This window comes from Candidatus Electrothrix sp., assembly GCF_052785085.1.
The window spans coordinates 39,155-63,833 of sequence record NZ_JALAAI010000002.1 but is presented as its reverse complement, the minus strand read 5'-3'; the positions used below and the strand labels follow the sequence as shown (position 1 = coordinate 63,833).

The following is a 24,679-nucleotide window of genomic DNA, read 5'->3' as shown; positions in this document are numbered from 1 at the left end:
TCTCAACAGATATCCCAAAGGATCATTATCAATGACTGATTTTAAAGACAAAGCAAACCTGATCTGGCAGGTGGCCGACCTGCTGCGCGGTGACTACAAGCAGGCCGATTACGGCAAGGTGATCCTGCCCATGACCGTGTTGCGGCGGCTGGACTGCATTCTTGCTCCCACAAAGGACAAGGTGCTGGAACAGCTGCCCAAGGTCGAAAAGATGTCCGACAAGGCAAAGGATAGGGTGCTGGATAATGCTGCCGGGTTCAAGTTTCATAATCGCAGTCAGTACGACTTCAGCAAACTGGTTGCCGACCCGGACAACATCGCAGCCAATCTGCGCAACTTCATCAACGGCTTTTCTGCCGGAACACGGGAGATTCTGGAGTATTTCAACTTTGAAACCCAGATTGACAGGATGGATGATCCCAAGTCTGATCTGCTCTTTCAGGTGGTCAAGGCCTTTGCCGAGATTGATCTTGCCGGGATGGACAGCATGGAGATGGGTTATGTCTTTGAAGAGCTGATCCGCAAGTTTGCTGAATTGTCCAACGAGACCGCAGGAGAGCATTTCACGCCCCGCGAGGTTATCCGGCTGATGGTTGATCTTCTGTTCATTCTTGACCGAGACAGCCTCACAGAACCGGGCATGGTCACCACCCTCTATGATCCGGCCTGTGGAACCGGGGGCATGCTCTCTGTTGCGGAAAGCTATCTCTATGAACTCAATCCCGAGGCAACGCTGGAGGTCTTTGGCCAAGAGATCAACCCGGAATCTTATGCTGTCTGCAAGTCGGACATGCTTATCAAGGGCCAGAACCCGGCCCATATCAAATTCGGCAATACCTTTACCGTGGACGGGCTGGCAGAGGAACGCTTTGATTACATGCTCTCCAATCCACCCTTTGGGGTGAGCTGGAAAAAGGCGCAGAAGATCATCAAGGAGGAGCACGAAAGCAAAGGCCATGCCGGACGTTTCGGGGCTGGGTTACCCCGGATCAATGACGGGGCCTTTCTCTTTCTCTTGCATATGCTCTCCAAGATGAAGCCGGAAGGCAGCCGCATCGGCATTGTCTTTAACGGCTCGCCGCTCTTTACCGGCCAGGCCGGGAGCGGTGAAAGCGAGATCCGCAAGTGGATCATTGAAAACGACTGGCTGGAGGCCGTGGTCGCCCTGCCGGATCAGCTTTTTTATAATACCGGGATTGCAACCTATGTCTGGATACTGTCCAATCATAAAAGCGCGGAACGCAAGGGCAAGGTGCAGCTGATCAACGCCACCGGGGCCAAGGATGAAGAGCTGCTCAAACAGGGTAAGCTCTCCTTTAACCGGTTTTGGCAGAAGATGCCCCGCAGTCTGGGCAATAAGCGCAAGGCCATTGCCCAGAACGGCGCAGAAAAGGGGATCGGCTTTATTGCCAATCTGTACGGCGATTTTCAGGAAAACGAGTTCTGCAAAATCTATCCCAATGCCTTTTTCGGGTACTGGCGGGTGGTTGTGGAACGGCCTTTGCAAAATGCCAAGGGCAAGGTTGCGAAAAATCGGCAGGGACAGCCCAAGCCTGACCCCAAGTTACGGGATTATGAGAACATCCCCTTTCTGCGCAAGGATGAATGCGGCAGGCTGCTTCCGCAGACCATTGAGCAATACGTTGACCGGGAGGTCAAACCGCACGTTCCTGGGGCGTGGATTGATGAGAGCAAGACCAAGACCGGCTATGAAATCAACTTTACCAAGTATTTTTATGAGTTCAAGCCGCTGCGTTCGCTGGCGGATATTCGGGCGGATATTTTGCGGCTGGAAGAGGAAACTGCGGCGTTGGAAAAGAGGGTTTTGGTATGAGTTCTTATTCGATACCGGGAGCCGTTGAGGAATCCTTAACAGGTGAACCTCCGGTTGTACAGGAATGCTTTCCAACGTATAAGCATGCTGAAACACAGGTCATGAAGCCGTATCCGAAGTATAAAGATTCCGGGGTGGAGTGGATTGGGGAGGTGCCGGAAGGGTGGGAGATGAAGAGGTTAAGGTACCACGCAAAAATTTGTAACGGGCATGATCATAAAAAAGTATGGGATGAAAACGGGAAATATCCAATCATTGGCACAGGAGGTATTTTCGGGCGGGCAAATGATTATTTGCATCCTGGCCCATCAGTAATCCTTGGACGAAAAGGTACAATTGATAAACCTCAATTCCATGAAAATGCTTTCTGGTCTGTAGACACAGCATATTACACAGACATTTTCCCGAACACTAACCCGAAGTTTTTTTTCTATCTGTGCTCCACGATTAATTTCGATTTATACAAATATGGTTCTGCCGTTCCAAGTATGACGCAAGAAGTGCTGAACCAAATTGAATTAACAGCACCTCCTCTTGCCGAACAAACCGCCATTGCCACCTACCTTGACCGCAAAACAGCGGAAATAGATAAACTGATTGCCAACAAAGAGCGGTTGATTGAGCTGTATGAAGAGGAGAAAACATCCGTCATCAATCAGGCCGTGACCAAGGGCCTTGATCCTGATGCTGAGATGAAAGATTCAGGGGTTGAGTGGTTGGGGGAGATTCCGAAGCATTGGGAGGTGAAGCGGCTTAAACACATCTCTCAGGTACGCCAAGGAGTGACTAAGGGCCGCAATCTTTCAGAAAAAAAGACTATAGAATTACCATATCTCAGGGTAGCTAATGTTCAGGATGGTTATCTTGACCTTTCCAAAATCAAAACGATTTCCATTTTAGAGCATGAAGTTGATCGGTTTTCACTCAGGATAGGTGATGTATTGATGAATGAAGGTGGTGACAACGACAAGCTTGGCAGAGGGACAGTCTGGAACGGTGAAATTGCAAATTGTTTACATCAAAATCATGTTTTTAGTGTAAGGCCATTCTGTTCAAATTCAAGCCAATGGATTGCTCTGTGGACAAGGAGCGCAACTGCAAAGATATTTTTCTTTCTCCACGGAAAACAAACAACCAACCTTGCCTCGTTATCATCAAGCAGCATTAAAGAGCTATCAATCCCAATTTCTCCCAAAGAGGAACAAACTGCTATACTCAGTTACCTTGACCAAAAAACAGCGGGCTTTGACACCATCATCAGCAAATTCAAAAAACAAATTAACCTGTTCAAAGAATACCGCACCGCCCTTATTTCCGAAGCAGTCACCGGCAAGATTGATGTACGGGATGCTGGATAGTATGTCATCAACGCTTGCTGCGTACAACAGGGGGAACTGAAAAACAGAGTGCTCAATCTTTAAAACTGATGCATCTCTTTTTAAAGTTGGCCTCTTACTTTTAAAAGGTGAGAGCTGACTTTTTAAAACTGGTCGCATACTTTAAGAAGGTGAAAGCTGACTTTTTAAAACTAACCGCATACTTTAAGAAAGTGAGTGCTTACTTTTTAAAACTGGTCGCATACCTTTAAAAGGTGAGAGCTTACTTTTTAAAACTGATCGCATACTTTAAGAAAGTGAGTGCCCACTTTTTCAAACAGACAGCCCGATATGTAAAGCATCCATGCCGCAATTTCCAGGAGAAAGCAGGCTTCAAGGCTGCGGCTCCGGGAACTGTGCAATAAGAAAACCGCTGATTTGCCAGGTGGGTTTCCTAGTTCCCAAACTCCGGCTTGGGAATTGCTTTTTCTGAAGCTCCGCTTCATTTCTCGAAGCTGGAGCTTCTGTAGAATAGATGTGCGAGACCATTCATTCGCGTAACACGACACCTCGCATTCGTAACATATCTCAGCATGCTGAGGTCCAGACGATGAGCATGCTCAGGATAGAAACGAATGCATGCATTTGATTGGACCGAATGCATACATTTAATCGGATCGAAACCATGCATTCTTCAACCGCAACAAGAGGGAAACACCTTGTCCATCACCAGCGAAGCATCCTTTGAAGCTGCCATCGTTGCCAGCCTGACCAAAAACGGCGGCTATGAGGAAGGACAGGCGGCAGACTACGACCCGGAGACCGGCCTGTTCACCTCCGAGGTGCTGGCCTTTCTCCAGAGCACCCAACCCGCCGCCTGGGAGCGCATAAGCTCTGTCCACGGGCCAGACACGGAAACCCGGCTCATCCAACGCCTCTGCCAGGAAATGGACCTGCGCAGCTCCCTGGACGTGCTGCGCAACGGTTTTACAGACTACGGGGTCAGGTTCCGCATGGCCTGTTTTCAGCCGGAAAGCGGTCTCAACCCGGACACCATTGCCCTGTATGAACAGAACCGACTCAAGGTGTATCGACAGGTCTCTTACAGCCGCAAAAACAGGAACTCGGTTGATCTTGTCCTGTCCCTCAATGGCCTGCCCGTGGCCACTCTGGAGCTGAAAAACCAGTTCACCGGCCAAAACACAAAAAACGCCAAACGCCAGTACGCCAGCACTCGGGACAAGCGGGAGCTGCTCTTTGCCTTTAAAAAACGGGCCTTGGTCCATTTCGCTGTTGATACCGACGAAGTCTATATGACCACCAGGATTGAGGGCAGAAAAACCTTCTGGTTGCCCTTTAATAAGGGCCATAACCACGGCAAGGGCAATCCTCCGGTACAAAATAATTACAGAACCGCCTATCTCTGGGAAGAAATCCTGACAAAGGACAGTTGGCTGGACATCATCAAACGGTTTATTCATCTCCAGGTTGATACAAAGGAACTCGCCGGGCGAACCCACAAGATTGAAAAACTGATATTTCCCCGCTACCATCAACTGGACGCAGTGCGTAAAATTACCGCCCATGCCCGGGAGCACGGGGCCGGGCAAAACTATCTTATCCAGCATTCCGCCGGATCAGGCAAGAGCAATTCCATTGCATGGTTGGCCTATCGGCTGGCAAGCCTGCATAATACGACGGATGAACGCATCTTTGATGCGGTGATTATTGTGACTGACCGCCGAATATTGGATCAGCAGCTGCAAGACACGGTGTATCAGTTTGAGCATAAAACCGGGGTAGTGCAGCGGATCGACAAGGGCAGTGCCCAACTTGCCCAGGCCCTGCACAGCTGCGTTCCCCTTATCATCACCACCCTGCAAAAATTTCCTTTTATCCTGGATGCAGCCAAAGATCTACCCGACCGCCGCTATGCCGTGATTATTGATGAGGCCCACAGCTCCCAGGGCGGCGAGGCCAGCAAAAAGATGAAAGAGGTGCTGGCTGCCAGCTCTCTTGGAGGCATTGAAGCCTCTAACGAGGCGAACGATTCTGAAATTAAATCAGAAATGGGACAGGAAGCGGCATGGCAGTCCGCTGAAGCCGGGGCCTTTTATAGCGCAGAAGCAGACTATGATCTGGAAGACGAAATCCGGGAGATGGTGGAGCAATCCTGCAAGGCCCGTGGCCGACAGCAAAACCTGTCCTTTTTCGCCTTTACCGCCACCCCGAAATACAAGACCCTGGCCGTGTTCGGGCAAAAGGATGCCGCAGGCAAACCGCAGCCCTTTCACCTCTATTCCATGCGCCAGGCCATTGAAGAGGGGTTTATTCTTGATGTGCTGGCAAACTACACCACTTATTCCCTGTTTTTCAAGCTCTCTAAGGCCATTGAAGATGACCCGGAGATGAACAAGAAAAAGGCGGCCCAAGCCATAGCCCGCTTTGTCTCCCTACATCCCCATAATCTGGCCCAGAAAACAGAAGTCATCATTGAACATTTTCGGCAGGTGGTGGCTGCACAGATCGGCGGCAGGGCCAAGGCCATGCTGGTGACCGGGTCCCGGCTCCATGCTAAACGCTATTATGATGAGTTCCAACGCTATCTCAAGGCCAGGGAGTACAAAGACATTAAGGTGCTGGTGGCCTTTTCCGGCAAAGTGCTTGATGACGACTGCCCGGAAGGTGTCACTGAGCCGCAGTTGACCGGATGCAGTGAAAAGGAGCTGCCCACGGTCTTTGAACAAGAGGAATATAAAATCCTCATCTGTGCGGACAAGTTCCAGACCGGCTTTGATCAGCCCCTGCTCCATACCATGTACGTGGACAAGAAGCTGTCCGGGGTCAAGGCCGTGCAGACCCTTTCCCGCCTCAATCGCACCTGTCCGGGCAAGGAGAACACCTTTATCCTGGATTTTGCCAATGACCGGGAGACCATTTTTAATTCGTTTCAGCCCTACTATGAAATTACCACGGTCAAAGAAGAACCGACCCCGAACCATCTCTATGACCTGAAAAATACGCTGGATGCACAACAGCTCTATCAGCAGTCGGAAATTGATGCCTTTGCCCGTGTCTACTTCAGGCCGACCAGTAACATAACCGCCCAAGTACAGAAAGAGCTGAACGCCTTTCTTGATCCGGCGGTTGACCGCTTTAACGCCCTTGCAACCTTGGAAGAGCAGGACGCATTCAAGAAAGGACTGCGCACCTGGACCAATCTGTATGCCTTTCTGGCCCAGATTATGCCCTTGCCTGACCCGGATCTGGAAAAATTCTTTGCCTATACCAGGTTACTGCACAGTAAATTACCCAGGACTGACATTGCAGACCAGCTGCGGGTGACCGATGAAGTGGCTCTGGAATACTACCGGTTGCAGAAGATGAAAGAGGGGGCCATTGCCCTGGAAAAAAACCGGGACGGCGAGCTTGACGGCATAAGCGAGGCCGGGATAAAAAGGCCCAAGGATGAAGAGGCGGCCCTGTCTGAAATCATTGATCTGCTCAACGAGCGTTTTGGCACAGAGTTTGAGCAGGCAGATAAGCTCTTTTTTGATCAGATAGCAACCGAGCTGATGGAAGATCAGACCTTACAGAACCAGGCAAGAGTCAATAGCCTGGACACCTTCAAGTTTCCCTTTGAAGAGCTTTTTATGAACAAGCTGATTGAGCGCATGGAGCAGAACCAGGATATCTTTGAACGGATTGTGGAAAACAAAGAGAACTTTGGTTCAGTGGTCATGGCCTTGATGATGAAAAGCGTTTATGAGCAGCTGAATGAAACAAGGATGCCCTGAAGTTGCCAGTCCATCATAAAAAAACCAGTTAAACGAAAGACGTTTAACTGGTTGATTGTATGTAATGTCGAGCTGGATTCTTCTGAGGTCATGAGCAGGAGGCAGCTCGTTGTCTACGATTTCCTTAAGGACACCAGTTGTTGCTTCAAGTCATCCAGATACATTAAGTTTGTTTGATAAAGATAATTGTTTTTTTCCTGATAGGCATCGCATGCAGATTTAGCATAATTGATCTTTTTTAATAATTCGTAGATACGATTCTGCATGTGAGGTTTGCTGGCGGTTGCTGTAGTTTTCATAATATACTCCTGTAGTCAGAGGGGTAAAAGCAGGCGGCCCGGCTATCTCCTTTTGGGAGACCCGCAGCTTTCCGACACCGCCTCACGACGGCTGTGGCTTTATCAACTTTCTAGCTTGCTAACTCCAGAAAGTGGGTTCTGTACCAGAACCTTCTATGAAAATATAGAAATAAAATAACTTATTCTTAATTATTTATATCACCCTGAAAAGGAAGGTGTCAATAACTTTTCAGGGTATTTTTGAAGGGATTATGGAAGACAAGGCCTTTGGTTTTTTGGGCATGGTGCGAGGGTGAAAAATCATGGCTGGATGAACTGGAAAGCGGCCCTGTGCAGGAGGATAACGACCCGAAAGTGTTTGACATAAATACCGTGAAGGACGTTTCAGGAACTTCCTACAGGGAACCGCACTGTATACCCTCTCCGGTTAGACAGGTGGAGAAGGAGTTTTGAAACCGGCAGCTTTTCTTGAACTTGCTGAACAGGTCGGGGTGTCCCTCTGTATCGGTTCGGCAGGTACGATCAAGGCAAAGGGTGAATCAGCCCTGCTTCAGGCCGCCTTGGGATCAACCTATGATGAAACAGCAGTCACTGAAGAGAACGGCGAAGAGGTGCGACGGGTAACAAAAAATAAGGTGATACCGGCGAATGTGGCGGCGGCTAAATACTGGCTGAACAACCGGAACCCGGAACGCTGGCAGGACAGCCCGGAGCCTTCGGATAACGACCGTGCAGGAGTTGAAATGTTTGCCGAGATGATACGGGAGATGCGGCAGGAGAAAGACCGAGAAATCAGCGACAAGTGCATGAAGGATATTGAAGACGCACCGAATCCGCAGGCCGCTTTTGTTCGGGCGGCTATTGACATTCAGCCGGGATAAGCCGATAACTATGGATTAAATTTTCCCCGGAGGAAATCGCGGAAGAATATTTGATTGCTGATAAAGGGCAGGAGGAAAGGGAAACAGGTTGAAGCCGTGGGTATGCGGTGGTAAGGTTCAGCATCTTGTTACTCTTACCATGAGCATGGATCAATGGCAAAGAAAGTATTATCTCACTATTCCCCCGTTCTTGCCAATAAATATTGGGCCGATGAGAAAGGTTATCTTTCATATTTTTATTGCCCTTATAAAAAACAGGTAAAAACGGATTTTAAAGGCAGGAAACAATGGGGGAGAAAAAAAGGGCTTTATTCACTGACTGTAGAGGATTCTTTGAGCAAAGACCTTGAAACTAAAGTTAGCCCAATATATGAAAAGATCATTTCGTTTAACGAAATTTCAACAGAAGAACGAATGATTTTTTCTCAGTTTCTTATGTCACAACTGATGCGAACTCCCACCTTTATGAGATATGAAGATGCTGTTCGCAATATATTGAATATAAAAGGAAGTCCATTAAATGAACGAGCAGGATGTACCAGCTGTGCAGATGTGTACTATTTTGCCAAGAGAGATTGGTTTTATTTATTAGCGCATGATGATGACTACTTTGTGAGGTCTGACAATCCTGTGCTTCTATCTGGATTTATCGAAAGAAACGAAACATGTTTATATTACCCATTGACCCCGCATATATGTTTTGTAGCCTGTTCAATGCCTGAAGATTGGTGCCCTTTTTGCGATGTTCCAAAAGAGACTGTCGGCTACTGCCTTGAAAAAGGAGATGCACAATTTATCAATTTTCATTTAGCTCGAACTGCATCAGAGTCTCTAATAATAAAACCAAGTCACGACAGTGAACGAGTAGATGCCATTATTACGGATATGTTAGGTCGGTACCCTCAACCGCCATTTTCCTTATTGCCCTTACACTTTCATTCTACTTCAATATCAGAAAAGTATATATCAGAAATCGGCATTTCATACGAAAACGTAAGAAAAATTATGGAATCAGTTGATGGGGTTATTTATCCTTCTTGGACTCCTTTTGAGTTAGAGCCATTTTATAGGGACAAATAAAATGAACATTTTTAGAAAGATATTTTGGTAAAGAGGGGGTAAAGAGGGAATCCAGCTTCCGGTTTCTCAAATCGAAAACATATCCAACGAATTTAAAAAAAACTTGAGCGATGAAGTATTATAGACCTGATATTACCCAAGCATTGATTCATCTAACTGGTGATCGAACGGCCTCAAATGGCTGTAGTGCAGAACAGGCATTGCAAAATATCTTAAAGGAAGGCAAGATTCGGGGAAGCAATTCAACAGGTTTTATAAAAGGGCCTAATAGAGCAACATGTTTTACCGAAATGCCACTTTCTTCAGTTAAATATTTTATAAAGGATCATTATGCTCAACATAAATACGAGAATTACGGAATCGCTATGCACAAATCACATGCTTGGAATCAAGGTGCGAGACCAGTAATTTATTTACCAGATAACGAGGGTGGCTGGATTCCTGATGAAGAAAAATGGCGGCTTGTTAGATTTGAATATGGTGATGTTGATTTCACACATGAAAGAGAGTGGCGTTGTAAAGGGGACGTTAATATGGCAGGAGGAGGAATCTATATAATTGTCCCGGACAATGCGGCAGAAAATAGGTTGCGGTCAAGTGAACAACATAGCTCTCTTTCAATAACCAGTTTTTTGCACATGGATTATCTAAACGAGCTAATGTAGATAAGTTAAAGATCGTAACACACGCAAACAGGACAACTCCTTTAATTTATATTCAATTAGCCGGATGTTATGTTACCGACAACTGACAACACACCATTACAATAGCCAACAGCGATGCAGGACGTTCCGGGAACGCCTCGTTATGAGGGGTTAATTCTCATTCCCTGAAGGTCAGAAGGTCAAAAAACATCAACCGGGTTCTGTCTTCAGCAACTTCAGGCCGAATGTCAAGAAACTGAAAGCCGTTCCGCTTGTAAAATTCCAGCGTCCTTTCATTATTTGCCGCGTCCACAATAATGAAACGGCAGCCTGTTTTATTGCCTTCCGTGAACCACACCTTGATAAGATCAAGAATCCGGGTTCCTATTCCCTGACTCTGAAAATCGGAATTCGTTGCAAGCCGCCCGATTTTCACCGCTGGCATATTTGCATATCTCTTGGCTGCCGGAATGCCGGAGCGTATCTTTTTGAATCTTGAGCGCATGGTATCTTCCGCCCGTATGGAGTCGTTGGAGACACAGAAAAAGGCGACTGTCGAACCGTTCATTTCCACGGCATAGGTCACGGCCACAAGCTCCCTGTCCGCCACCTTTGAATCTTTATGAAAGAATTCATTCAGGTCGTGACTGCCGCAACAAAAAAGGGGCCGATCTTCATCGGCCCCCATTCGTCTGAATATAATCTCTGAACTACCCACAGGGCGAACAGACTACTTTAAAATTTTTGTATGCCTCTTTTGCCCGGTCATAATCGGCTTTCGGCACCTTCTTCTGTTCATTTTCCCGGATAGTTTTAAGGAAACGGCGGGCCGCTTCTCCCTTCAGAACAGGAGTTTCTTTGATTGCTGTTGCCATAATGTTTCCTCCGTATACGTTCCTTTTTCTTCCCATACCTTCTTATACTTTAATTATATTGCCGGATAAAATCAACGATTATCCGCTTTGCTGATAAGATGCCGCATCCCCTGTTTCTTGCCCGTGGGGGCAGATTTTCACAAACCACAGGTAAAGCCACACCCTTGCAACCTCCCTGAGCAACCGGAAAGACAGAAAGAAATGCAGGTGCCGTGAAGACCTGCATGAAGGACAACCCCTTGAAAGTGTTTAAAATGAATACCGTGAACACCTTTGCATTAACTTCTATAGGGGAACTCGCTCTATATCCACTCGGTTTTCAGGTTTGAAGCGAGAGGGAATCATTCTGCAATGGCGGGTACTTTTGCGGCTCACCGGTGAGCAACAAAACTATTTGCAGATAACGAAAGGTCGTTTGATGATCCACAATCGTTTTTGTGGCTCATCTATGATACGCTATAGAACCGCCCGACCCTCTGCGATGTTGATGAGTTTAGTGAAGGCATAAACAGCCGGGCGGCCCTATCCAGTTCGGCACTTTCCGGTATTCTCCGGGGGCTTTGCCGTGGCCTCGAACTCCATGCAACAGAATGCTGTGTGTTGCTTTTAGCACACGCTGACCACATGGCCTCCCGATAATTCAGCACCTCGTTTATATCGGCTTTTCTGGCCTGTAAAATGTCCTTTGTTTCCCCTTCGGCCTCAAATTCAAGAACCTCCCCTATTGTTGCCTGAGTCCCTTCTATACGTGAAGAAAGAACAGCTTCCTGTGTAGTCAACGGCGACAGAAGAACAGAAGCATTCGGGATAGCTGCAAGCGTTCCGTCATATCGGGCAAGCGCGGCATTGGCCGGGCCGATCAAAGGAACAAGGCGCATCCAGTCTATATTTTTCGGTGGGAACTTGCCGTAATGGTATTGAACCGGTAAACTCATTCTGTTCTGTCAGTAAAAATTACAGGCTCAATTCGGCAGGGTGTTTTTTTGCCCCCATAACCGAAAAAGTGGGGGCAGCGTGGGGGCTAGATCAAAAGGTAATAAAAAAAGAGGTTAGCTTAAAAGTGAGCTAACCTCTTGCATATACTTGGTACGCCCGGAGGGATTCGAACCCCCGACCCTCGGATTCGAAGTCCGATGCTCTATCCAGCTGAGCTACGGGCGCATGGGATAGTCGCTGGCAAGATACATCATTTTGTTCAAAGAGGAAAGAATTTTTTAGCAAAGGAGAAAAACTATGCAATGCAATCAATGCGGTGCTGATATCCCTGTATATAAAAATCCGACCCCAACTGTGGATATTATTATTGAAGTGGAACAAGGAATAGTCCTTATTGAACGGAAAAATCCACCCTTGGGCTGGGCCTTGCCAGGTGGTTTTGTTGACTATGGAGAAAGCTTTGAAGAGGCTGCTGTCCGTGAGGCAAAAGAGGAAACCGGCTTAGACGTAACTTTGGTTCGCCAGTTTCATACCTATTCCCATCCTGACCGGGATAAACGACAGCATACTGCTTCAACAGTATTTATTGCCACAGCCTCTGGCATTCCTGTGGGGGCAGATGATGCCAGGCAGGCCCGGATCTTTACACGGGATACACTGCCAGAGCTGGCCTTTGATCATGCTCTTATTTTGCATGATTATTTTGAAAAAATATACTGATTGTCCCGCCATGCACACCTTTCCTCTCTTTTTTTTTCTTCAATAGTTATTGCCTGTTCGTTTTACCTGAGACTTTTATTCTGAAATCTACCCCGAATGTGGTCAATATGGTATAAGGTGGCGTATACTATAATCGTATTTGCTACATCAACAAGGGAGCAAGAATGAGTGAACTCGGTAAAGTAAAGTGGCTGAAGGTAGGCCTGGAATGTCCTGAAATTACCCTGGAGGCAGTAGTGGATCTGGTCGGTGTGTTGAGTGGTTCCGGGGTGGAGCAGGCACCGGTTAAGAACGGTCAGAGTGTGATACATGGCTTTTTTCGCCTTGAAGGTGAGAATATTGAAGCAGAACAGCAAACGGCTCTGCAACGGCTTGAGCAGGAGTTGGCAGATCTGTTTGGGCTTTACGGGCTTACTCCGCCGCAACCAGAGTACTCACTCATGGCAGATGAGGATTGGGCAACCTCGTGGCAGCATTTTTTCACGCCCTTTGCCATTATCCCCGGCTTGGTGATTAAGCCCTCCTGGGAGGAGTATACCCCGGCAGAAGATGAACAGGTGATTGAGATGGACCCTGGTATGGCCTTTGGCACCGGCCAACATGCCTCCACTCAACTGGCTCTCGGTCTTATTCGTTCCTGCTTTGACGGTGGGATACTGACAAGGGTATTGGATGTGGGCACAGGAACCGGTATTTTGGCTATGAGTGCGGCCCTTTTCGGAGCAGAACAGATTGTTGCTCTTGATAATGATCCTGAAGCGGTCCGGGTGGCGCAAGAAAATATAGCTCATAATCAGCTTGCTGACAAAATTACGGTTTCTGGTGATGACCTGCTCCGGATCAGCGGCCAATATGATCTTATCTGCGCCAATATTATCCATGATGTGCTGGTGGATATGGCCTCGAATATGGTTCAGCTCCTTGCTGATAAGGGGTCTGTGGTGCTGGCCGGTATCCTGCAAGGAGAACAGGAAGAGAATATTATTCGCATCTATCAGGAGTTGGGGCTTAAGATGGGACAAACCCTGTATGAAGATGAATGGGTTTCTTTGCTTTTGACAACATGATTTTGTCTTTTTTGAGAAAATAATTTTTTGAACAGATTGTGTTCATGAGGAACTCTGTGGTATATAGAGATTCAGGAGAACAAAAGGCAAAGAATGTAAACCTCTGAGCCCTTTTTACAAAAACTTTCCGTTTAATGCCAAACCGGGAGAAAATTGATGGAAAATTACCAGGAAATTTTTGACAAAAGTCTTGCCGCGCCCGAAGAATTTTGGGCGGAAGCCGCCGAGTCCATTGACTGGTACAAGAAATGGGATGCCGTGCTGGATAGCTCGAATCCGCCGTTTTACCGCTGGTTTCAGGGTGGTGAGATGAACACCTGTTATAATGCTGTGGATCGGCATGTGGAACAAGGACGAGGTGAGCAGAACGCTATTATTTATGACTCTCCGGTGACCGATACGGTGCGTAAGATTTCCTGGGCAGAGTTGCAGGAGCAGGTTGCAAAGCTGGCTGGAGCATTGAAGGCACAGGGTGCAGAAAAAGGCGACACCATTATTATTTATATGCCTATGATCCCAGAGGCCCTGGTCGCCATGCTGGCCTGCGCACGCTTAGGTGTGATTCATTCAGTGGTATTTGGCGGTTTTGCAGCCAATGAGCTGGCGATTCGTATTGATCATGCCCAGCCTAAGATGATTATCTGTGCTTCCGGGGCCATTGAGGGCAAGAAACAGCTGGCGTACAAACCTCTTGTTGAAGCAGCTATTGAGCAATCTGAGCATAAACCGGAAAAGACCATTGTTTTTCAGCGGGATTTTCTCCAGGCCGACCTGGGGCAACCCGGTGATCTGGATTGGGAGAAGATTGTTAAGGATGCCGAGCCTGCTGATTGTGTTCCCGTAGCAGCCACTGATCCCCTCTATATTCTTTATACCTCTGGCACAACAGGCATGCCCAAGGGCGTTATGCGGGATAACGGAGGTCATGCCGTGGCCCTGCACTGGTCTATGAAAAATATTTATGCTATGGAACCAGGTGATGTTTTTTGGGCAGCCTCAGATGTGGGGTGGGTTGTTGGCCATTCGTACATTGTCTATGGCCCGCTTTTGTACGGTTGCACCACTGTGGTGTATGAAGGCAAACCTATTGGCACACCTGATGCCGGGGCTTTTTGGCGAGTCATTTCAGAGCATAAGGTCAAGGCTCTGTTTACCGCGCCAACCGCCTTTCGGGCGATCAAGAAGGAAGATCCAACGGGCTCATATTTACAACAATACGATCTTTCGGCATACAAGACCTTATTCCTGGCTGGCGAACGGTTGGACCCGGATACCTATCATTGGGCAAAAGATCTGTTAAATGTACCTGTGATTGATCATTGGTGGCAGACTGAAACAGGCTGGGCCATTGTGGCTGATCCCATGGGCATTGAGCAGTTCCCGGTCAAACCTGGCTCTGCAACCAAAGCGGTTCCAGGGTATGATGTACAGATCCTTGACGCTGAGGGCAATGAGCTTGGGCCAGGCGAAGAAGGCAATATCGTGGTTAAGCTTCCTCTGCCCCCAGGTACCCTGGCAAACCTGTGGCGCAATGAAGAACGATTTATTTCTTCGTATATGTCCAGATATCCTGGCTATTATGAAACCGGTGATGGTGGCTATATTGATGAAGACGGGTATGTGTTCGTCATGGGCCGGATTGACGATGTCATTAATATTGCCGGTCATCGTTTGTCCACCGGAGCTATGGAAGAGATTGTTGCCAGTCATTCCCAGGTAGCAGAATGCGCTGTTATCGGGCTTAATGATTCCCTGAAAGGACAGAAGCCTCTGGGCTTAGTGGTGCTAAAAGCAGGGGCGGATTCTGATGAAGAGGCGTTGAAAAACGAACTCACTCAGATGGTACGCAACGGCATCGGCCCCATTGCCTGTTATCGGGAAACCGTGGTGGTCAGCCGTCTGCCCAAGACCCGTTCCGGCAAGATTCTGCGCGGTACCATGCGTGCCATTGCTGATGGCAAGGAATATCGAATGCCGTCCACCATTGATGATCCCACCTGTTTGGAGGAAATTTCTTCAGCGTTACAGGAAGTGGGGTATCCTGTGAAATAGGCGTAATAAGTGAGCAAGGTACTGCTCAATAAGGGAAAAAAACAAGATATTTCTTTTACTGCCTTGAGTATTTCCCTTCTTGAGTACCACTATGCGCCTCCTTTGCATGGAGAAAAGCAACCCCTGATAGAATTCGATCTACTCAATAGATCAATCTCAACAATAAACCGCGAGTGATTCAGGTGAAATAGAAATATCCAGATCTTCTGATGGATATACTTCACCGTCTATAACATAGTTCCTTGGAGGCTCGACTGTTATCTGGACGTGCTGCGCCCGCACATGATTGACAGAGGGACCGGGATTGACACTCAGCATCCCGGCAATTGACAGCTCCAACAGGCCCATGATCCCGCCTCCTGACTCTGTATTAATCCATGTTATATCAAGGAGTCCATCAAGAAAATCAGGTTCTCCATTTCCCTGTGCAAGTATTGTGGTTAAAGGAGCCGCGTTTGCCACGACCAGACTCGTGGTCTCCAGGGTAAAAGGCTTCCCTCCATCAACAGTAATGGTCATTTTCAGGAGTTCATTCTGCTGCACTGCCTGCCAAAGCCCCATCAAATAGGCAAGCTGTCCATACTCGTTTTTTTCCTGGCGTCCAGCTGATGATATCATTTTCTGCTCAAATCCTAACCCGACAAGCAAGAGTACCAAACGGCCATTGCATTCTGCCGTGTCAATCACCCGTGTATGCCCGGCAGTGATATAGGAACATGCTACCTCAACAGGAAGAAACTTGACCTTTATCCCCATAAGTACATGGCAGAGCGCATTGGTTGTCCCCAGAGGAATGATGCCCAGTTTGTTATCCGTATTAACCACGGCGGCAGCAACCTCAGAGACCGTACCATCTCCGCCACAGGCAATGATAGTACCCGGATCAGCAGCCACTGCTTCCTCAGCAAGACTTGTAGCAGATTCCGTCTCGGACGATTCTTTAATGGTCAGCAGATAATGCGAGGAGAGTTCTTCAATAATCTGCTCCTTGTACTCGCGCCATTTACCTTTTCCTGCGACAGGATTGGCAATAATCCATGCCTTGGGTAATGCAGAGAACTGCTCGTGCTTAATCACTTTCATCAGCAATTTTCGTTGCCGTTTATTAAGCCGTATGGTTTTCCTCAAAATCTTTAAGTGCTCAAGGACATCTGTTACGTCGTTATTCCTTGTTTGGCTGAGAAGAAAAGCCGCAATGACCAGTGCTGAACGACCGCGACCAAGTGCGCAGTTGACCAGTACTGGTCCCTTATAGGTCTGTTGATTTTTGATCCAGATAATTGACTGAATAAGCTCTTCTTCACTGGGGATGGCGTGGTCAAGAACAGGGATATTGAGATAGGAGATGTTTTCAAATGAGGCAGCCCAGTTCAGTGGTTCAAACTCAGCAGTAACATCCAGCATCGCTAGAATCTTTTTTTCTCTCAGAACCGGGGCATCGCTTGGTGTGACCCTGTCACCAATAAACAGGTTATCGCTGATGCGCTGAATAGAGGGCACTTTATCAAGGTCACGAGCTATTTTGTTATAGCTATGAATTATGAGAAGAAAAGGTATAAATGCAAATTTAATACAAAAGGGTATCCTGCCATTGCTTTTTTTTCTGAATATTCCTGGATTGTTAGTGAAATAGGCAATACTCACACAGAGCAGAGACAAGGCCGTCCAGAGGCACAGGACAGAGCACAATCCTGGCCAAAAGGAATAGGCTGAGAGAATCGCAAGGATTCCTGTCAAAAAATAAATAATACCAAATTTCATAAGCGTACCAAGAAAAAATCCCGGCCTAAGGGGCGGGTATTGCTTAAACAAGATTGTGGTTATATTTCAACTTGCCATTATAGCATATTTCTGAAGAGAAGTGATTTCCTACTGATTTTTTTTGCGTGTGATTATTTTTTTGAGATATGGCTTCAGTTCCTTGAGTATTTTATTTTCAGGGTGTACACTCTGTAATAAACAAAGCTAATAAACGAAGCCGTTCTACGGAGTTTCCGCAGATAAGCGTCCACGGGGATGCTGAACCGCACTGAGACATCAGAAAAATGTCAGGGTGGGAGGGCTTCAGATTTTTTTGAAAGGAGGATCATGTGGATCGGGTAGATTTTCCCTTTTTGGGTAACACTATTATTATGGCGGTGGTGATTCTGACCCACGTTTTTTTTGCTTTTTTTGCAGTTGGTGGGTCAGTGCTGGCTGTGTTTTCTGAGTGGTGGGGAGGCAGAAAAAACGACAACGATTATCATAGGCTTGCGAGAGGACTGTCAAAGTTCCTTTCCGACATGATGAAGATTAATGGTGTACTTGGTGTTGCCATTGTGGTCTTGACCATAGGCCTTTGGAGTAAATTTGGTGCTTTTCTGTATTCAACGCAGTTCTGGCCGTTTTTAGCTGAGGGTGCTGTTTTCCTCCTTTTGATGATTTTTTCTGTAATCTATCATAATACCTGGGATACAACATCTCGCGCAATGCACATTTTTTACGGGTTATTGACAGGATTTTTCGCCATAATGGCCGGAGTCTTGATTAATGGTATTTGGGCATTCATGATGGTTCCAGGTAAGTGGATGGAGACACAGTCTCGGTGGGATGCTTTTTTTACCCCCATTCTCACCGAGTCCACCACCCATATTATTATCCCCTGTTTTATTAATGCTGCTTTGATCCTGTTTGTCTGGAGCTACTGGAAGTCCAGGAAGCCGAGTGAGGATCAAGCGTATTATGCAAAGGTCAACAAATTTACAGGGGTTATCGGTGCTTCCCTGCTTATTCTGCAGCCGATCTCAGGTATTTTCTTTTTACTCAAAGTAAAATCATCAACTGAAGAACTGCCAGTTCCTAATCCTTGGGCCCAGCTTTCTGGTGGTGCTGCTCAGCCTTTTCTGTGGATGATGATCGGTCTGGCAACAGTTGCTGTTATTCTTACGATTATTTATTGGGTTCGTAAACATGATAAAGGAAGAGTCTTTCTTTTATTCGCCTCTTTCTGTATGTTTTTTGCATTTTTTATGGGGGCATATACCCGTGAAAAAGCCCGTAAGCCGTACTTGGTCTGGAATGTTATGAGTATGGATCAGACGTTTACCAAAACAATGAAGGAAAAGGGCGTTGGTGATGAACCAAAGTCAGCAGTCGGAGCTATTATTGACGGGAAGCAGGTTTTTCAGGGGTGTAAAGGTTGTCATGTCTATAAAGGAGAGGGCGGATCAATAGGGCCTGATCTGACCAATATCGCCGAAAAATATGCGGGCAATAAGACTGTGCTCATGGATTTTATCCGTACTCCTCCCAGCCCTGCAAATATGGTTATGACGCCTTTTAGTGGCTCAGAAGCTGAACTTGAGGCAGTGACGGATTATTTGCTGCAAAAGGGTGTTGGTGATGAAGCAAAGCCAGCAGCCGGAGATGCTGTAGATGATGTGCAAAAGGATGTTGGTGATGAAGCAAAAACAGCAGCCGGAGATGCTGTAGACGATGTACAAAAGGACGTTGGTGATGAAGCAAAGCCAGCAGCCGGAGATGCTGTAGACGATGTGCAAAAGGACGTTGGTGATGAAGCAAAGCCAGCAGCCGGAGATGTTGTAGAAGGTGAGCATGTGTTCCAGCTGACTTGTAAGGGCTGTCATGCCTATAAAGGGGAGGGCGGATCAATGGGGCCTGAGCTGACCAATATGGCCCAAAAATATGCGGGTAACAAGGCAGAACTCATGGATTTTATCCGTACTCCTCCCAGCCCCGCAAATAAGATTATGGCACCTTTTAGTGGCTCAGAAGCTGAACTTGAGGCAGTGACGGATTATTTGCTGCAAAACTGATCCATTTTTTGCTTACAGTTATAAAGCCGTTCTTAATAAAGAGCGGCTTTTTTTATTGATGTGAAGGAGCATCGCATGGACTCTCAAATTAAAGTGTTGTTTGCCGGTCAGATTCAGGATGGCTATGATCCGCAGCAAGTGCGAAAAAATTTAGCCAAACTGCATCAGGTATCTCTGGACAAAATCGAGGCACTTTTTTCCGGGAAACGCAAGGTGGTGAAAACTGTTAGTGATTATGCAGCAGCACAGAAAATCCAGCAGGTGTACAGCAATGCCGGGGCCGTTTGTACCATTGAGCCTCCACCAACAGAAGAAGAACAAAACGTAGCCGTTACTGGCAGCAGTCCTGTTCATGATTCAACTCCTGAAGATGATGCTGGGCAATCAGGAAGGGCAGCGGAAGGCAAGGAACAGGAACAGCAAGAGCCTGCTGCTTCAGATGCTCGCTTATCTAATACGTTTGTCTCAGATTCTCTTGAGGCCCCATCAATAAAATTTGAGGTACTGACGTATCAATCCCTGGCTGGGAGCGATAATCTTGCTGTTGCCAGTATGCTCTATCATGCTCAACATAGCGGTGTTCGCCTGAAGCAGGTCAGGATTACTCTCAAAGAGAGTGAGGTGATCCTGGAAGCAGGGGCACTGCATTTTCAACGGGGTGAGATCAGTATTGAAAGTAAGATTGGTGGAGCCGGGGGCTTTTTTAAGAAATTTGCTGCAAATAAGTTAACAGATGAGGCGACCTTTAAGCCAATCTACAGAGGAAGCGGTGAGATCTATCTTGAGCCAGGCTTTGGACATTATATCTTACTTTCCCTGAAAGATGAAGAAGTTGTTACTGACAAAGGAATGTTTCTTTCCTGTCAAAGCTCAGTGAATGTTGGGGTGGCCACCCAAAAAAAATTGACAACAGGTTTGCTCGGAGGAGAAGGCTTTTTTCAGACTAAGCTTTCTGGAAAAGGAATTTGTGTGCTCCAATCACCAGTCCCTTTAAAGGAAATTGTTAAGGTCAAACTGGATAATGAGACCTTGCAGGTGGATGGTAATTTTGCACTTCTTCGTAAAGGGAATGTAGAATTCAGTGTCAAAGGAGCCACCAATTCGTTGGTTGGTTCTATGACAAGCGGTGAAGGGCTGTTGCAGACTTTTTACGGCACAGGTGAGGTATGGCTTGCTCCTACCCAGTCAGTGTATCAGCAGTTGGCCCTCAGTGGGCTGGGGGGAGGCAATGTGAAAGGAGCTGGGGCCCGAATCAAATAATACCCTCATAGGAACCACCGACTTCTCTACCTGGTGTGGTACAAGAAATCGGTGGTTTTAAAAGTTTTATTGCTTAGGCGGTGAGTCGTTCCTGAGCCTCTTTATAGCGGGCAGCAGTTTTTTCTGTGATCTCCGCTGGCAGCGGCGGGGGAGGTGGTTGTTTATCCCAATCCAGAGAAGAGAGATAATCCCGCAGAAATTGTTTGTCAAAGCTGGGCTGTCCCTGGCCTGGTTTATACACATCCATGGGCCAGAATCGAGAAGAATCAGGAGTCAATACCTCATCAATAAGAAGTAACTCGCCATCTACCATGCCAAGCTCAAACTTGGTGTCTGCAATAATGATCCCTTTGCTGCGGGCATACTCTGAAGCCTTTTCGTACAAACGGACGCTGATGTCTGCCATTTTATCCGCAATATCCTTGCCAATGATTTCTTCCATCTGGGCGACAGAGATATTCTCATCGTGCAAACCCTGTTCTGCCTTGGTGGATGGCGTAAAGAGTGGTTGGGGAAATTGATCAGATTCCTGCATATTCTCGGGCAGGGCAAAACCACAGACTGTGGTGTCTTTTTTATAGGCTGACCAAAAGGAGCCAGAGATATAGCCCCGAACAATGCATTCAATAGGCATAACCTTGGTGCGGCGCACCAGCATGGATCGGCCTTCCAGCTGATCCCGGTATTGGTGGCAGACTTCCGGATATTGATCAACATCAGCGGAAAGCAGGTGGTTGGGCACAATATCAGCCAACAGGTCAAACCAAAAAAGGGAAATCTGGGTCAGTACTTTGCCTTTGTCGATAATGGGATCATCCATCACCACATCATAGGCAGAGATTCTGTCTGTTGCGATCATGAGCAATTTATCTTCATAACCGGGGATTTCATACATGTCGCGAACCTTGCCCCGATGAAGCAGGTTCAGTTCCGGCAAGTCGGTCCGGATAACAGGGTTACTCATGGTGTGTTATCTCTCAGATGGATTTGGTGATTGTAGGGGCAGGCCCCTGTGCCTGCCCGGTGTGAAAAAGGGCGGACACAGGGGTTTCGCCCCTACAGGATGGGGGTCAGCTTTACAGACTCAATTTTTTGACGGCCTCAATAACAGCATCGCTGGAAGTGGCCTCAACAGAGAGCAGCAATCCTTCTTTCTCATAAAAGCCGATTAGCGGAGCAGTTTTCTCATTATAGGTGGCTAAACGGTGGCTGATGGCCTGTTCGGTTTCATCTTCGCGCTGTATAACCTTGGAACCGCATTTGTCACAAATGCCTTCCTGTTTGGGCGGATTGGATTTAACATTATAGATAGCCTGGCAATCACTGTTTTCGCAGGTGCGGCGGGTGCAGAGACGATCCAGAATGATGTCCTTGGGTACGTCAATGTTGACAGCCTTGTCCAGAGTTATGTCCAGTTTGGCAAGCAACTCTTTCAGGGCTTCAGCCTGGGGAATAGTACGGGGAAAGCCATCCAGCAGAAAACCCTTGGCGCAGTCGTCTTCCTGGAGGCGTTTTTCCATAATCCCCATGATTAGAGAATCAGGTACCAGGTCACCGCGTTTCATATAGCCTTCAGCCTCTTTTCCCAGGTCGGTTCCGGCCTGAACAGCACCGCGCAGGATGTCGCCAGTGGAAATCTGGACAGAACCGTCAATAGCGGTCAATAATTTGGCAACAGTTCCTTTACCTGCACCGGGCGCACCAAGAAGGATAAGCTTCATGGGTATTCTCCTTAAAATATTCGTAATGTTTTCTTATGATTACTGATAAAGCAGAGCTGGCCTGGAGAAAGCATCATCTGGAGCTTCTCGTTATGGTGTGCTGCTTTTCTGTTGAAGTTCTGTTGAAGATGAGGGATTAACTCTCCTCAAGGAAGAATTGATCACCTTACACTATCTTTGCCCTTGATGGTAGGAAAAATATGCAAGGGATGATGAAATTTCAGGATAAGCAGGGGAAGAAAGCCCTATTGGGGCAATAAGTCTGAACGAAAAGGAAAATGAAGAGGACAATCAAGAGGAGAGGATATTTGCATTTGTCGTGCTCCAGAACTTTTCCTCTTCATAGCACAAGGGGGATTTTTACATGATACCACGGCTTTTTATAAAGAATATGAACGCTGCTGCGAGAAAATTCCAAATATAGTTGAGATGTCCCTGGAGAGTATTTTCAAGAGATGGGCTGGCAGCCGCAACAAAGGTCGGAGTTAAAGTAATGAGGATGATGAGTATCAGAGTTTTTCTGTTCATTTAGCTGCTCCTTCACCGGTCAACAGTGCATTTAAAGAGATGGTGTTGTATAGATCTGTTGGCGTTATGTGTTTTGTTTAGCAATGAATGTGCCATTCTTCTTGGAGGTAAACGAATTTTGACTATTATCTTGTTTTTGTTGAAATTTCTAAGGAATATAGAAGTGCAAAGAGGGATGACTTTTCTTGGTGGGAAAGATATTTTGTTTAATAATTGGTCAATATGGTTTGCTGTAGTCTACTAATGTATGGTTTGTTACTTTTATGTAAACATTGAGGGGAGGGAAGGCGTGAGTATTTTGCAAAAAGAAGGGGCAAGACCAACAAAAGGTTCGTCTTGCCCTCAAGGATTCAGCAGTTTAACAATGCATCTGCTCAAGAAAAGAATCAGTCGATTTCATAGGTAAACTGTTCCTTTTCTGTAAAGATTACATCACCTTTTCCACCGCTTATGTAATACAACAGCTTCACTTCGATTTCAACCTCTTCGGTATCAGAATCAAAATGCATCAGGTGTTCGACCTTCTGCGTCTGCATCGGAGGCAAGGTCAGATCAATGATTTCTTTAATCTGCCAGGCACCGTAGCGCATATCCCGGTCCATATCCAGGCCGATTTCAAACCAGGTTTTCTGCGCAGAGTAGAGTACTTGTTTCTTGGGGTCTTTTTCATACAGATCTCGTGCGGTCACTTCCAGGACCACTTTGCCTGACCACAGTCAGCCGTCCGGGATACGATGCCCTGCCTTGTTTTCCACAAAGGCGGTAACCACAGCACTGGGTACCCAGGCTTTATCATTTTTTACGCCCTTTATTTTGCCGGGAAGATGACGATATTGTGCAAAGTTGACCTTGAGTCCGAGCCCTTTTTTCACCATGTCCAGATCATGACCGCCAGGCATAAGATGGCTCTTTTTGCCAGTCTTGCTATTTTTTTCCATGTGGCAGTCCTGACAGGTTTCAGTACCGCCGTTACTTTGGTAGGCGTTCTGGAAACTGCCGGATAGGGTATTACACTGGATGGTCTCTCCGTCTGGTGCTTTGTACTTGCCATGACATTGCATACACATGACCGAGCGAGTAATGTCAACGGTCTTGATGGTCTCATGAGCACCGTCGCTATCTGCACCGGTGGGGCCGTAAATGGCACCTTTTTTGGGGGCTCCGCGTAGGCCACGGGCAACAGAGGTGGCCTTCAGATTATGACAGGAAACACAGCCGACATTCAGCTTGGACAGCTCTTTTTCCGCTTTTTTCCCAGCTGGTTTGTCTTTCTCTTTATGGGCTGTAATGACTTTCTCAGCGATTTCAACGGCCAGTTTTTCAGAAGCGTACTGGATCACCGGGGCATGACAGTCGTAACATTTCATCACCTCGGCCTTGGTTATCGGTTTCTTCCATTCTTTAGGGAGACCGATGGCAAGGAAATTATGAATACCTTTTATAGAACCAGGAGATGTGACAGACTTGGCATGCCAGGACTCCTTCCACTCTTTATAGATTTCAGGGTGACATTCGGCACATTTCTTCTCGTCCAGAATATCGACGAGTTCGTCAATAGTGTTTGCCTCTTTTGTGACAACAGCATGGGGATTCTTGCTGACTTTCTTTTTGCCTTCTTGGGCCGCAAGGGGGTGTGCGAACAGCATAATACAGCTAAGTATCAAGCTTGTCCGAAACAGCATGGTAACTGCTTTCATACTTGTTTTCCTCCGTATTAAGAAAAAAAATAACTTCAATCCAACTTGATCATAGAGCCTGAATATCACCTCCTTTCAGCTGCTGCATTTTTGTCCTCCTTTCTTCTTGTTCGAAAGTTAAATAAAGTTGTTAAGTGATAATAATCTGATCTGAATA

The 24,679-nt window shown here is 46.9% G+C and carries 19 protein-coding genes, 1 tRNA gene, 1 pseudogene and 1 riboswitch; of the genes and pseudogenes, 11 read left to right on the top strand and 10 right to left on the bottom strand.

Going from position 1 to position 24,679, the window contains the following annotated elements:
- Nucleotides 1-31: 31 nt before the first annotated feature.
- The 3 genes from L2082_RS00685 to L2082_RS00675 all read left to right on the top strand — a co-directional run bounded on the left by L2082_RS00685 (nucleotide 32) and on the right by L2082_RS00675 (nucleotide 6,947).
- Nucleotides 32-1,834, top strand: a complete 1,803-nt coding sequence (locus L2082_RS00685) for a type I restriction-modification system subunit M (protein ID WP_446009371.1) — start codon at nucleotides 32-34, stop codon at nucleotides 1,832-1,834.
- Nucleotides 1,831-3,192: a restriction endonuclease subunit S gene (locus L2082_RS00680; protein WP_446009370.1), complete on the top strand. Its 1,362-nt coding sequence runs from the start codon at nucleotides 1,831-1,833 to the stop codon at nucleotides 3,190-3,192. The genes L2082_RS00685 and L2082_RS00680 overlap by 4 nt, the downstream gene beginning before the upstream one ends.
- Before the next feature lie 677 nt (nucleotides 3,193-3,869).
- A complete protein-coding gene (locus L2082_RS00675) occupies nucleotides 3,870-6,947 on the top strand; it encodes a type I restriction endonuclease subunit R (RefSeq protein ID WP_446009369.1) in 3,078 nt (1,025 codons plus the stop codon).
- Between the two features lie 113 nt (nucleotides 6,948-7,060).
- Here L2082_RS00675 and L2082_RS00670 read toward each other — a convergent pair whose 3' ends face one another.
- Nucleotides 7,061-7,246 (bottom strand): hypothetical protein, encoded by a 186-nt coding sequence (locus L2082_RS00670; protein WP_446011348.1) that lies wholly within the window; start codon nucleotides 7,244-7,246, stop codon nucleotides 7,061-7,063.
- 29 nt (nucleotides 7,247-7,275) lie between these two features.
- Nucleotides 7,276-7,354: riboswitch (cyclic di-GMP riboswitch) on the bottom strand.
- A 341-nt stretch (nucleotides 7,355-7,695) separates the two neighbouring features.
- On the opposite strand from L2082_RS00670, the gene L2082_RS00665 reads away from it, so the two are divergent.
- The 3 genes from L2082_RS00665 (at nucleotide 7,696) to L2082_RS00655 (ending at nucleotide 9,872) form a co-directional block, all read left to right on the top strand.
- Nucleotides 7,696-8,127, top strand: coding sequence for a hypothetical protein (locus tag L2082_RS00665; protein WP_446011347.1), 432 nt, complete (start codon nucleotides 7,696-7,698; stop codon nucleotides 8,125-8,127).
- 153 nt (nucleotides 8,128-8,280) lie between these two features.
- On the top strand, nucleotides 8,281-9,207 hold the full coding sequence (locus tag L2082_RS00660) for a DUF4238 domain-containing protein (RefSeq protein ID WP_446010410.1): 927 nt from the start codon (nucleotides 8,281-8,283) through the stop codon (nucleotides 9,205-9,207).
- Nucleotides 9,208-9,317: 110 nt separating this feature from the next.
- Complete coding sequence (locus L2082_RS00655; RefSeq protein ID WP_446010411.1) at nucleotides 9,318-9,872, top strand: hypothetical protein; 555 nt, start codon at nucleotides 9,318-9,320, stop codon at nucleotides 9,870-9,872.
- Nucleotides 9,873-10,029: 157 nt separating this feature from the next.
- On the opposite strand, the gene L2082_RS00650 is transcribed toward L2082_RS00655, so the two are convergent.
- From L2082_RS00650 to L2082_RS00635, 4 genes and pseudogenes are all read right to left on the bottom strand, one after another.
- Nucleotides 10,030-10,539 (bottom strand): GNAT family N-acetyltransferase, encoded by a 510-nt coding sequence (locus L2082_RS00650; RefSeq protein ID WP_446011346.1) that lies wholly within the window; start codon nucleotides 10,537-10,539, stop codon nucleotides 10,030-10,032.
- 22 nt (nucleotides 10,540-10,561) lie between these two features.
- Complete coding sequence (locus L2082_RS00645) at nucleotides 10,562-10,726, bottom strand: hypothetical protein (protein ID WP_446010413.1); 165 nt, start codon at nucleotides 10,724-10,726, stop codon at nucleotides 10,562-10,564.
- Between the two features lie 508 nt (nucleotides 10,727-11,234).
- A pseudogene (locus L2082_RS00640) lies at nucleotides 11,235-11,661 on the bottom strand (Fic/DOC family N-terminal domain-containing protein); the annotation flags it as partial.
- A 149-nt stretch (nucleotides 11,662-11,810) separates the two neighbouring features.
- A tRNA-Arg gene (locus tag L2082_RS00635) sits at nucleotides 11,811-11,887 on the bottom strand.
- 72 nt (nucleotides 11,888-11,959) lie between these two features.
- Here L2082_RS00635 and L2082_RS00630 point away from each other — a divergent pair.
- From L2082_RS00630 to L2082_RS00620, 3 genes are all read left to right on the top strand, one after another.
- On the top strand, nucleotides 11,960-12,382 hold the full coding sequence (locus L2082_RS00630) for an NUDIX domain-containing protein (protein WP_446010414.1): 423 nt from the start codon (nucleotides 11,960-11,962) through the stop codon (nucleotides 12,380-12,382).
- 164 nt (nucleotides 12,383-12,546) lie between these two features.
- A complete protein-coding gene (locus tag L2082_RS00625) occupies nucleotides 12,547-13,449 on the top strand; it encodes a 50S ribosomal protein L11 methyltransferase (protein ID WP_446010415.1) in 903 nt (300 codons plus the stop codon).
- 156 nt (nucleotides 13,450-13,605) lie between these two features.
- Nucleotides 13,606-15,501: a propionyl-CoA synthetase gene (locus tag L2082_RS00620; RefSeq protein ID WP_446011345.1), complete on the top strand. Its 1,896-nt coding sequence runs from the start codon at nucleotides 13,606-13,608 to the stop codon at nucleotides 15,499-15,501.
- A gap of 156 nt (nucleotides 15,502-15,657) precedes the next feature.
- Here L2082_RS00620 and L2082_RS00615 read toward each other — a convergent pair whose 3' ends face one another.
- A complete protein-coding gene (locus L2082_RS00615; RefSeq protein ID WP_446010583.1) occupies nucleotides 15,658-17,262 on the bottom strand; it encodes a diacylglycerol kinase family protein in 1,605 nt (534 codons plus the stop codon).
- A 329-nt stretch (nucleotides 17,263-17,591) separates the two neighbouring features.
- Here L2082_RS00615 and L2082_RS00610 point away from each other — a divergent pair, with 329 nt between their 5' ends.
- Together L2082_RS00610 and L2082_RS00605 are read left to right on the top strand one after the other, a co-directional pair.
- Nucleotides 17,592-19,316: a cytochrome ubiquinol oxidase subunit I gene (locus L2082_RS00610; RefSeq protein ID WP_446010584.1), complete on the top strand. Its 1,725-nt coding sequence runs from the start codon at nucleotides 17,592-17,594 to the stop codon at nucleotides 19,314-19,316.
- A gap of 75 nt (nucleotides 19,317-19,391) precedes the next feature.
- Nucleotides 19,392-20,576 carry an AIM24 family protein gene (locus L2082_RS00605; protein WP_446011344.1) on the top strand — a complete coding sequence of 395 codons (1,185 nt, stop codon included), beginning with the start codon at nucleotides 19,392-19,394 and terminating at the stop codon, nucleotides 20,574-20,576.
- Between the two features lie 73 nt (nucleotides 20,577-20,649).
- Here L2082_RS00605 and L2082_RS00600 read toward each other — a convergent pair whose 3' ends face one another.
- The 4 genes from L2082_RS00600 to extKL all read right to left on the bottom strand — a co-directional run bounded on the left by L2082_RS00600 (nucleotide 20,650) and on the right by extKL (nucleotide 24,507).
- Entirely contained in the window at nucleotides 20,650-21,540 is an 891-nt protein-coding gene (locus L2082_RS00600; protein ID WP_446011298.1) for a phosphoribosylaminoimidazolesuccinocarboxamide synthase, read from the bottom strand.
- A 112-nt stretch (nucleotides 21,541-21,652) separates the two neighbouring features.
- Entirely contained in the window at nucleotides 21,653-22,297 is a 645-nt protein-coding gene (locus tag L2082_RS00595; protein WP_446011297.1) for an adenylate kinase, read from the bottom strand.
- 360 nt (nucleotides 22,298-22,657) lie between these two features.
- Complete coding sequence (locus tag L2082_RS00590) at nucleotides 22,658-22,825, bottom strand: hypothetical protein (protein WP_446009670.1); 168 nt, start codon at nucleotides 22,823-22,825, stop codon at nucleotides 22,658-22,660.
- A gap of 386 nt (nucleotides 22,826-23,211) precedes the next feature.
- Nucleotides 23,212-24,507, bottom strand: coding sequence for a multiheme c-type cytochrome (seleno)protein ExtKL (gene extKL, locus L2082_RS00585; RefSeq protein ID WP_446009672.1), 1,296 nt, complete (start codon nucleotides 24,505-24,507; stop codon nucleotides 23,212-23,214).
- Nucleotides 24,508-24,679 lie beyond the last annotated feature (172 nt).

Bases quoted from the DNA above. Each gene is read 5' to 3' on its own strand.
- L2082_RS00625 (WP_446010415.1), top strand. From the start codon at position 12,547: ATGAGTGAACTCGGTAAAGTAAAGTGGCTGAAGGTAGGCCTGGAATGT.
- L2082_RS00655 (WP_446010411.1), top strand. From the start codon at position 9,318: ATGAAGTATTATAGACCTGATATTACCCAAGCATTGATTCATCTAACT.
- L2082_RS00685 (WP_446009371.1), top strand. From the start codon at position 32: ATGACTGATTTTAAAGACAAAGCAAACCTGATCTGGCAGGTGGCCGAC.
- L2082_RS00680 (WP_446009370.1), top strand. From the start codon at position 1,831: ATGAGTTCTTATTCGATACCGGGAGCCGTTGAGGAATCCTTAACAGGT.
- L2082_RS00620 (WP_446011345.1), top strand. From the start codon at position 13,606: ATGGAAAATTACCAGGAAATTTTTGACAAAAGTCTTGCCGCGCCCGAA.
- L2082_RS00595 (WP_446011297.1), bottom strand. From the start codon at position 22,297: ATGAAGCTTATCCTTCTTGGTGCGCCCGGTGCAGGTAAAGGAACTGTT.
- L2082_RS00670 (WP_446011348.1), bottom strand. From the start codon at position 7,246: ATGAAAACTACAGCAACCGCCAGCAAACCTCACATGCAGAATCGTATC.
- L2082_RS00590 (WP_446009670.1), bottom strand. From the start codon at position 22,825: ATGAACAGAAAAACTCTGATACTCATCATCCTCATTACTTTAACTCCG.
- L2082_RS00650 (WP_446011346.1), bottom strand. From the start codon at position 10,539: ATGGGGGCCGATGAAGATCGGCCCCTTTTTTGTTGCGGCAGTCACGAC.
- L2082_RS00600 (WP_446011298.1), bottom strand. From the start codon at position 21,540: ATGAGTAACCCTGTTATCCGGACCGACTTGCCGGAACTGAACCTGCTT.
- L2082_RS00605 (WP_446011344.1), top strand. From the start codon at position 19,392: ATGGACTCTCAAATTAAAGTGTTGTTTGCCGGTCAGATTCAGGATGGC.
- L2082_RS00660 (WP_446010410.1), top strand. From the start codon at position 8,281: ATGGCAAAGAAAGTATTATCTCACTATTCCCCCGTTCTTGCCAATAAA.
- L2082_RS00630 (WP_446010414.1), top strand. From the start codon at position 11,960: ATGCAATGCAATCAATGCGGTGCTGATATCCCTGTATATAAAAATCCG.
- L2082_RS00615 (WP_446010583.1), bottom strand. From the start codon at position 17,262: ATGAAATTTGGTATTATTTATTTTTTGACAGGAATCCTTGCGATTCTC.
- L2082_RS00645 (WP_446010413.1), bottom strand. From the start codon at position 10,726: ATGGCAACAGCAATCAAAGAAACTCCTGTTCTGAAGGGAGAAGCGGCC.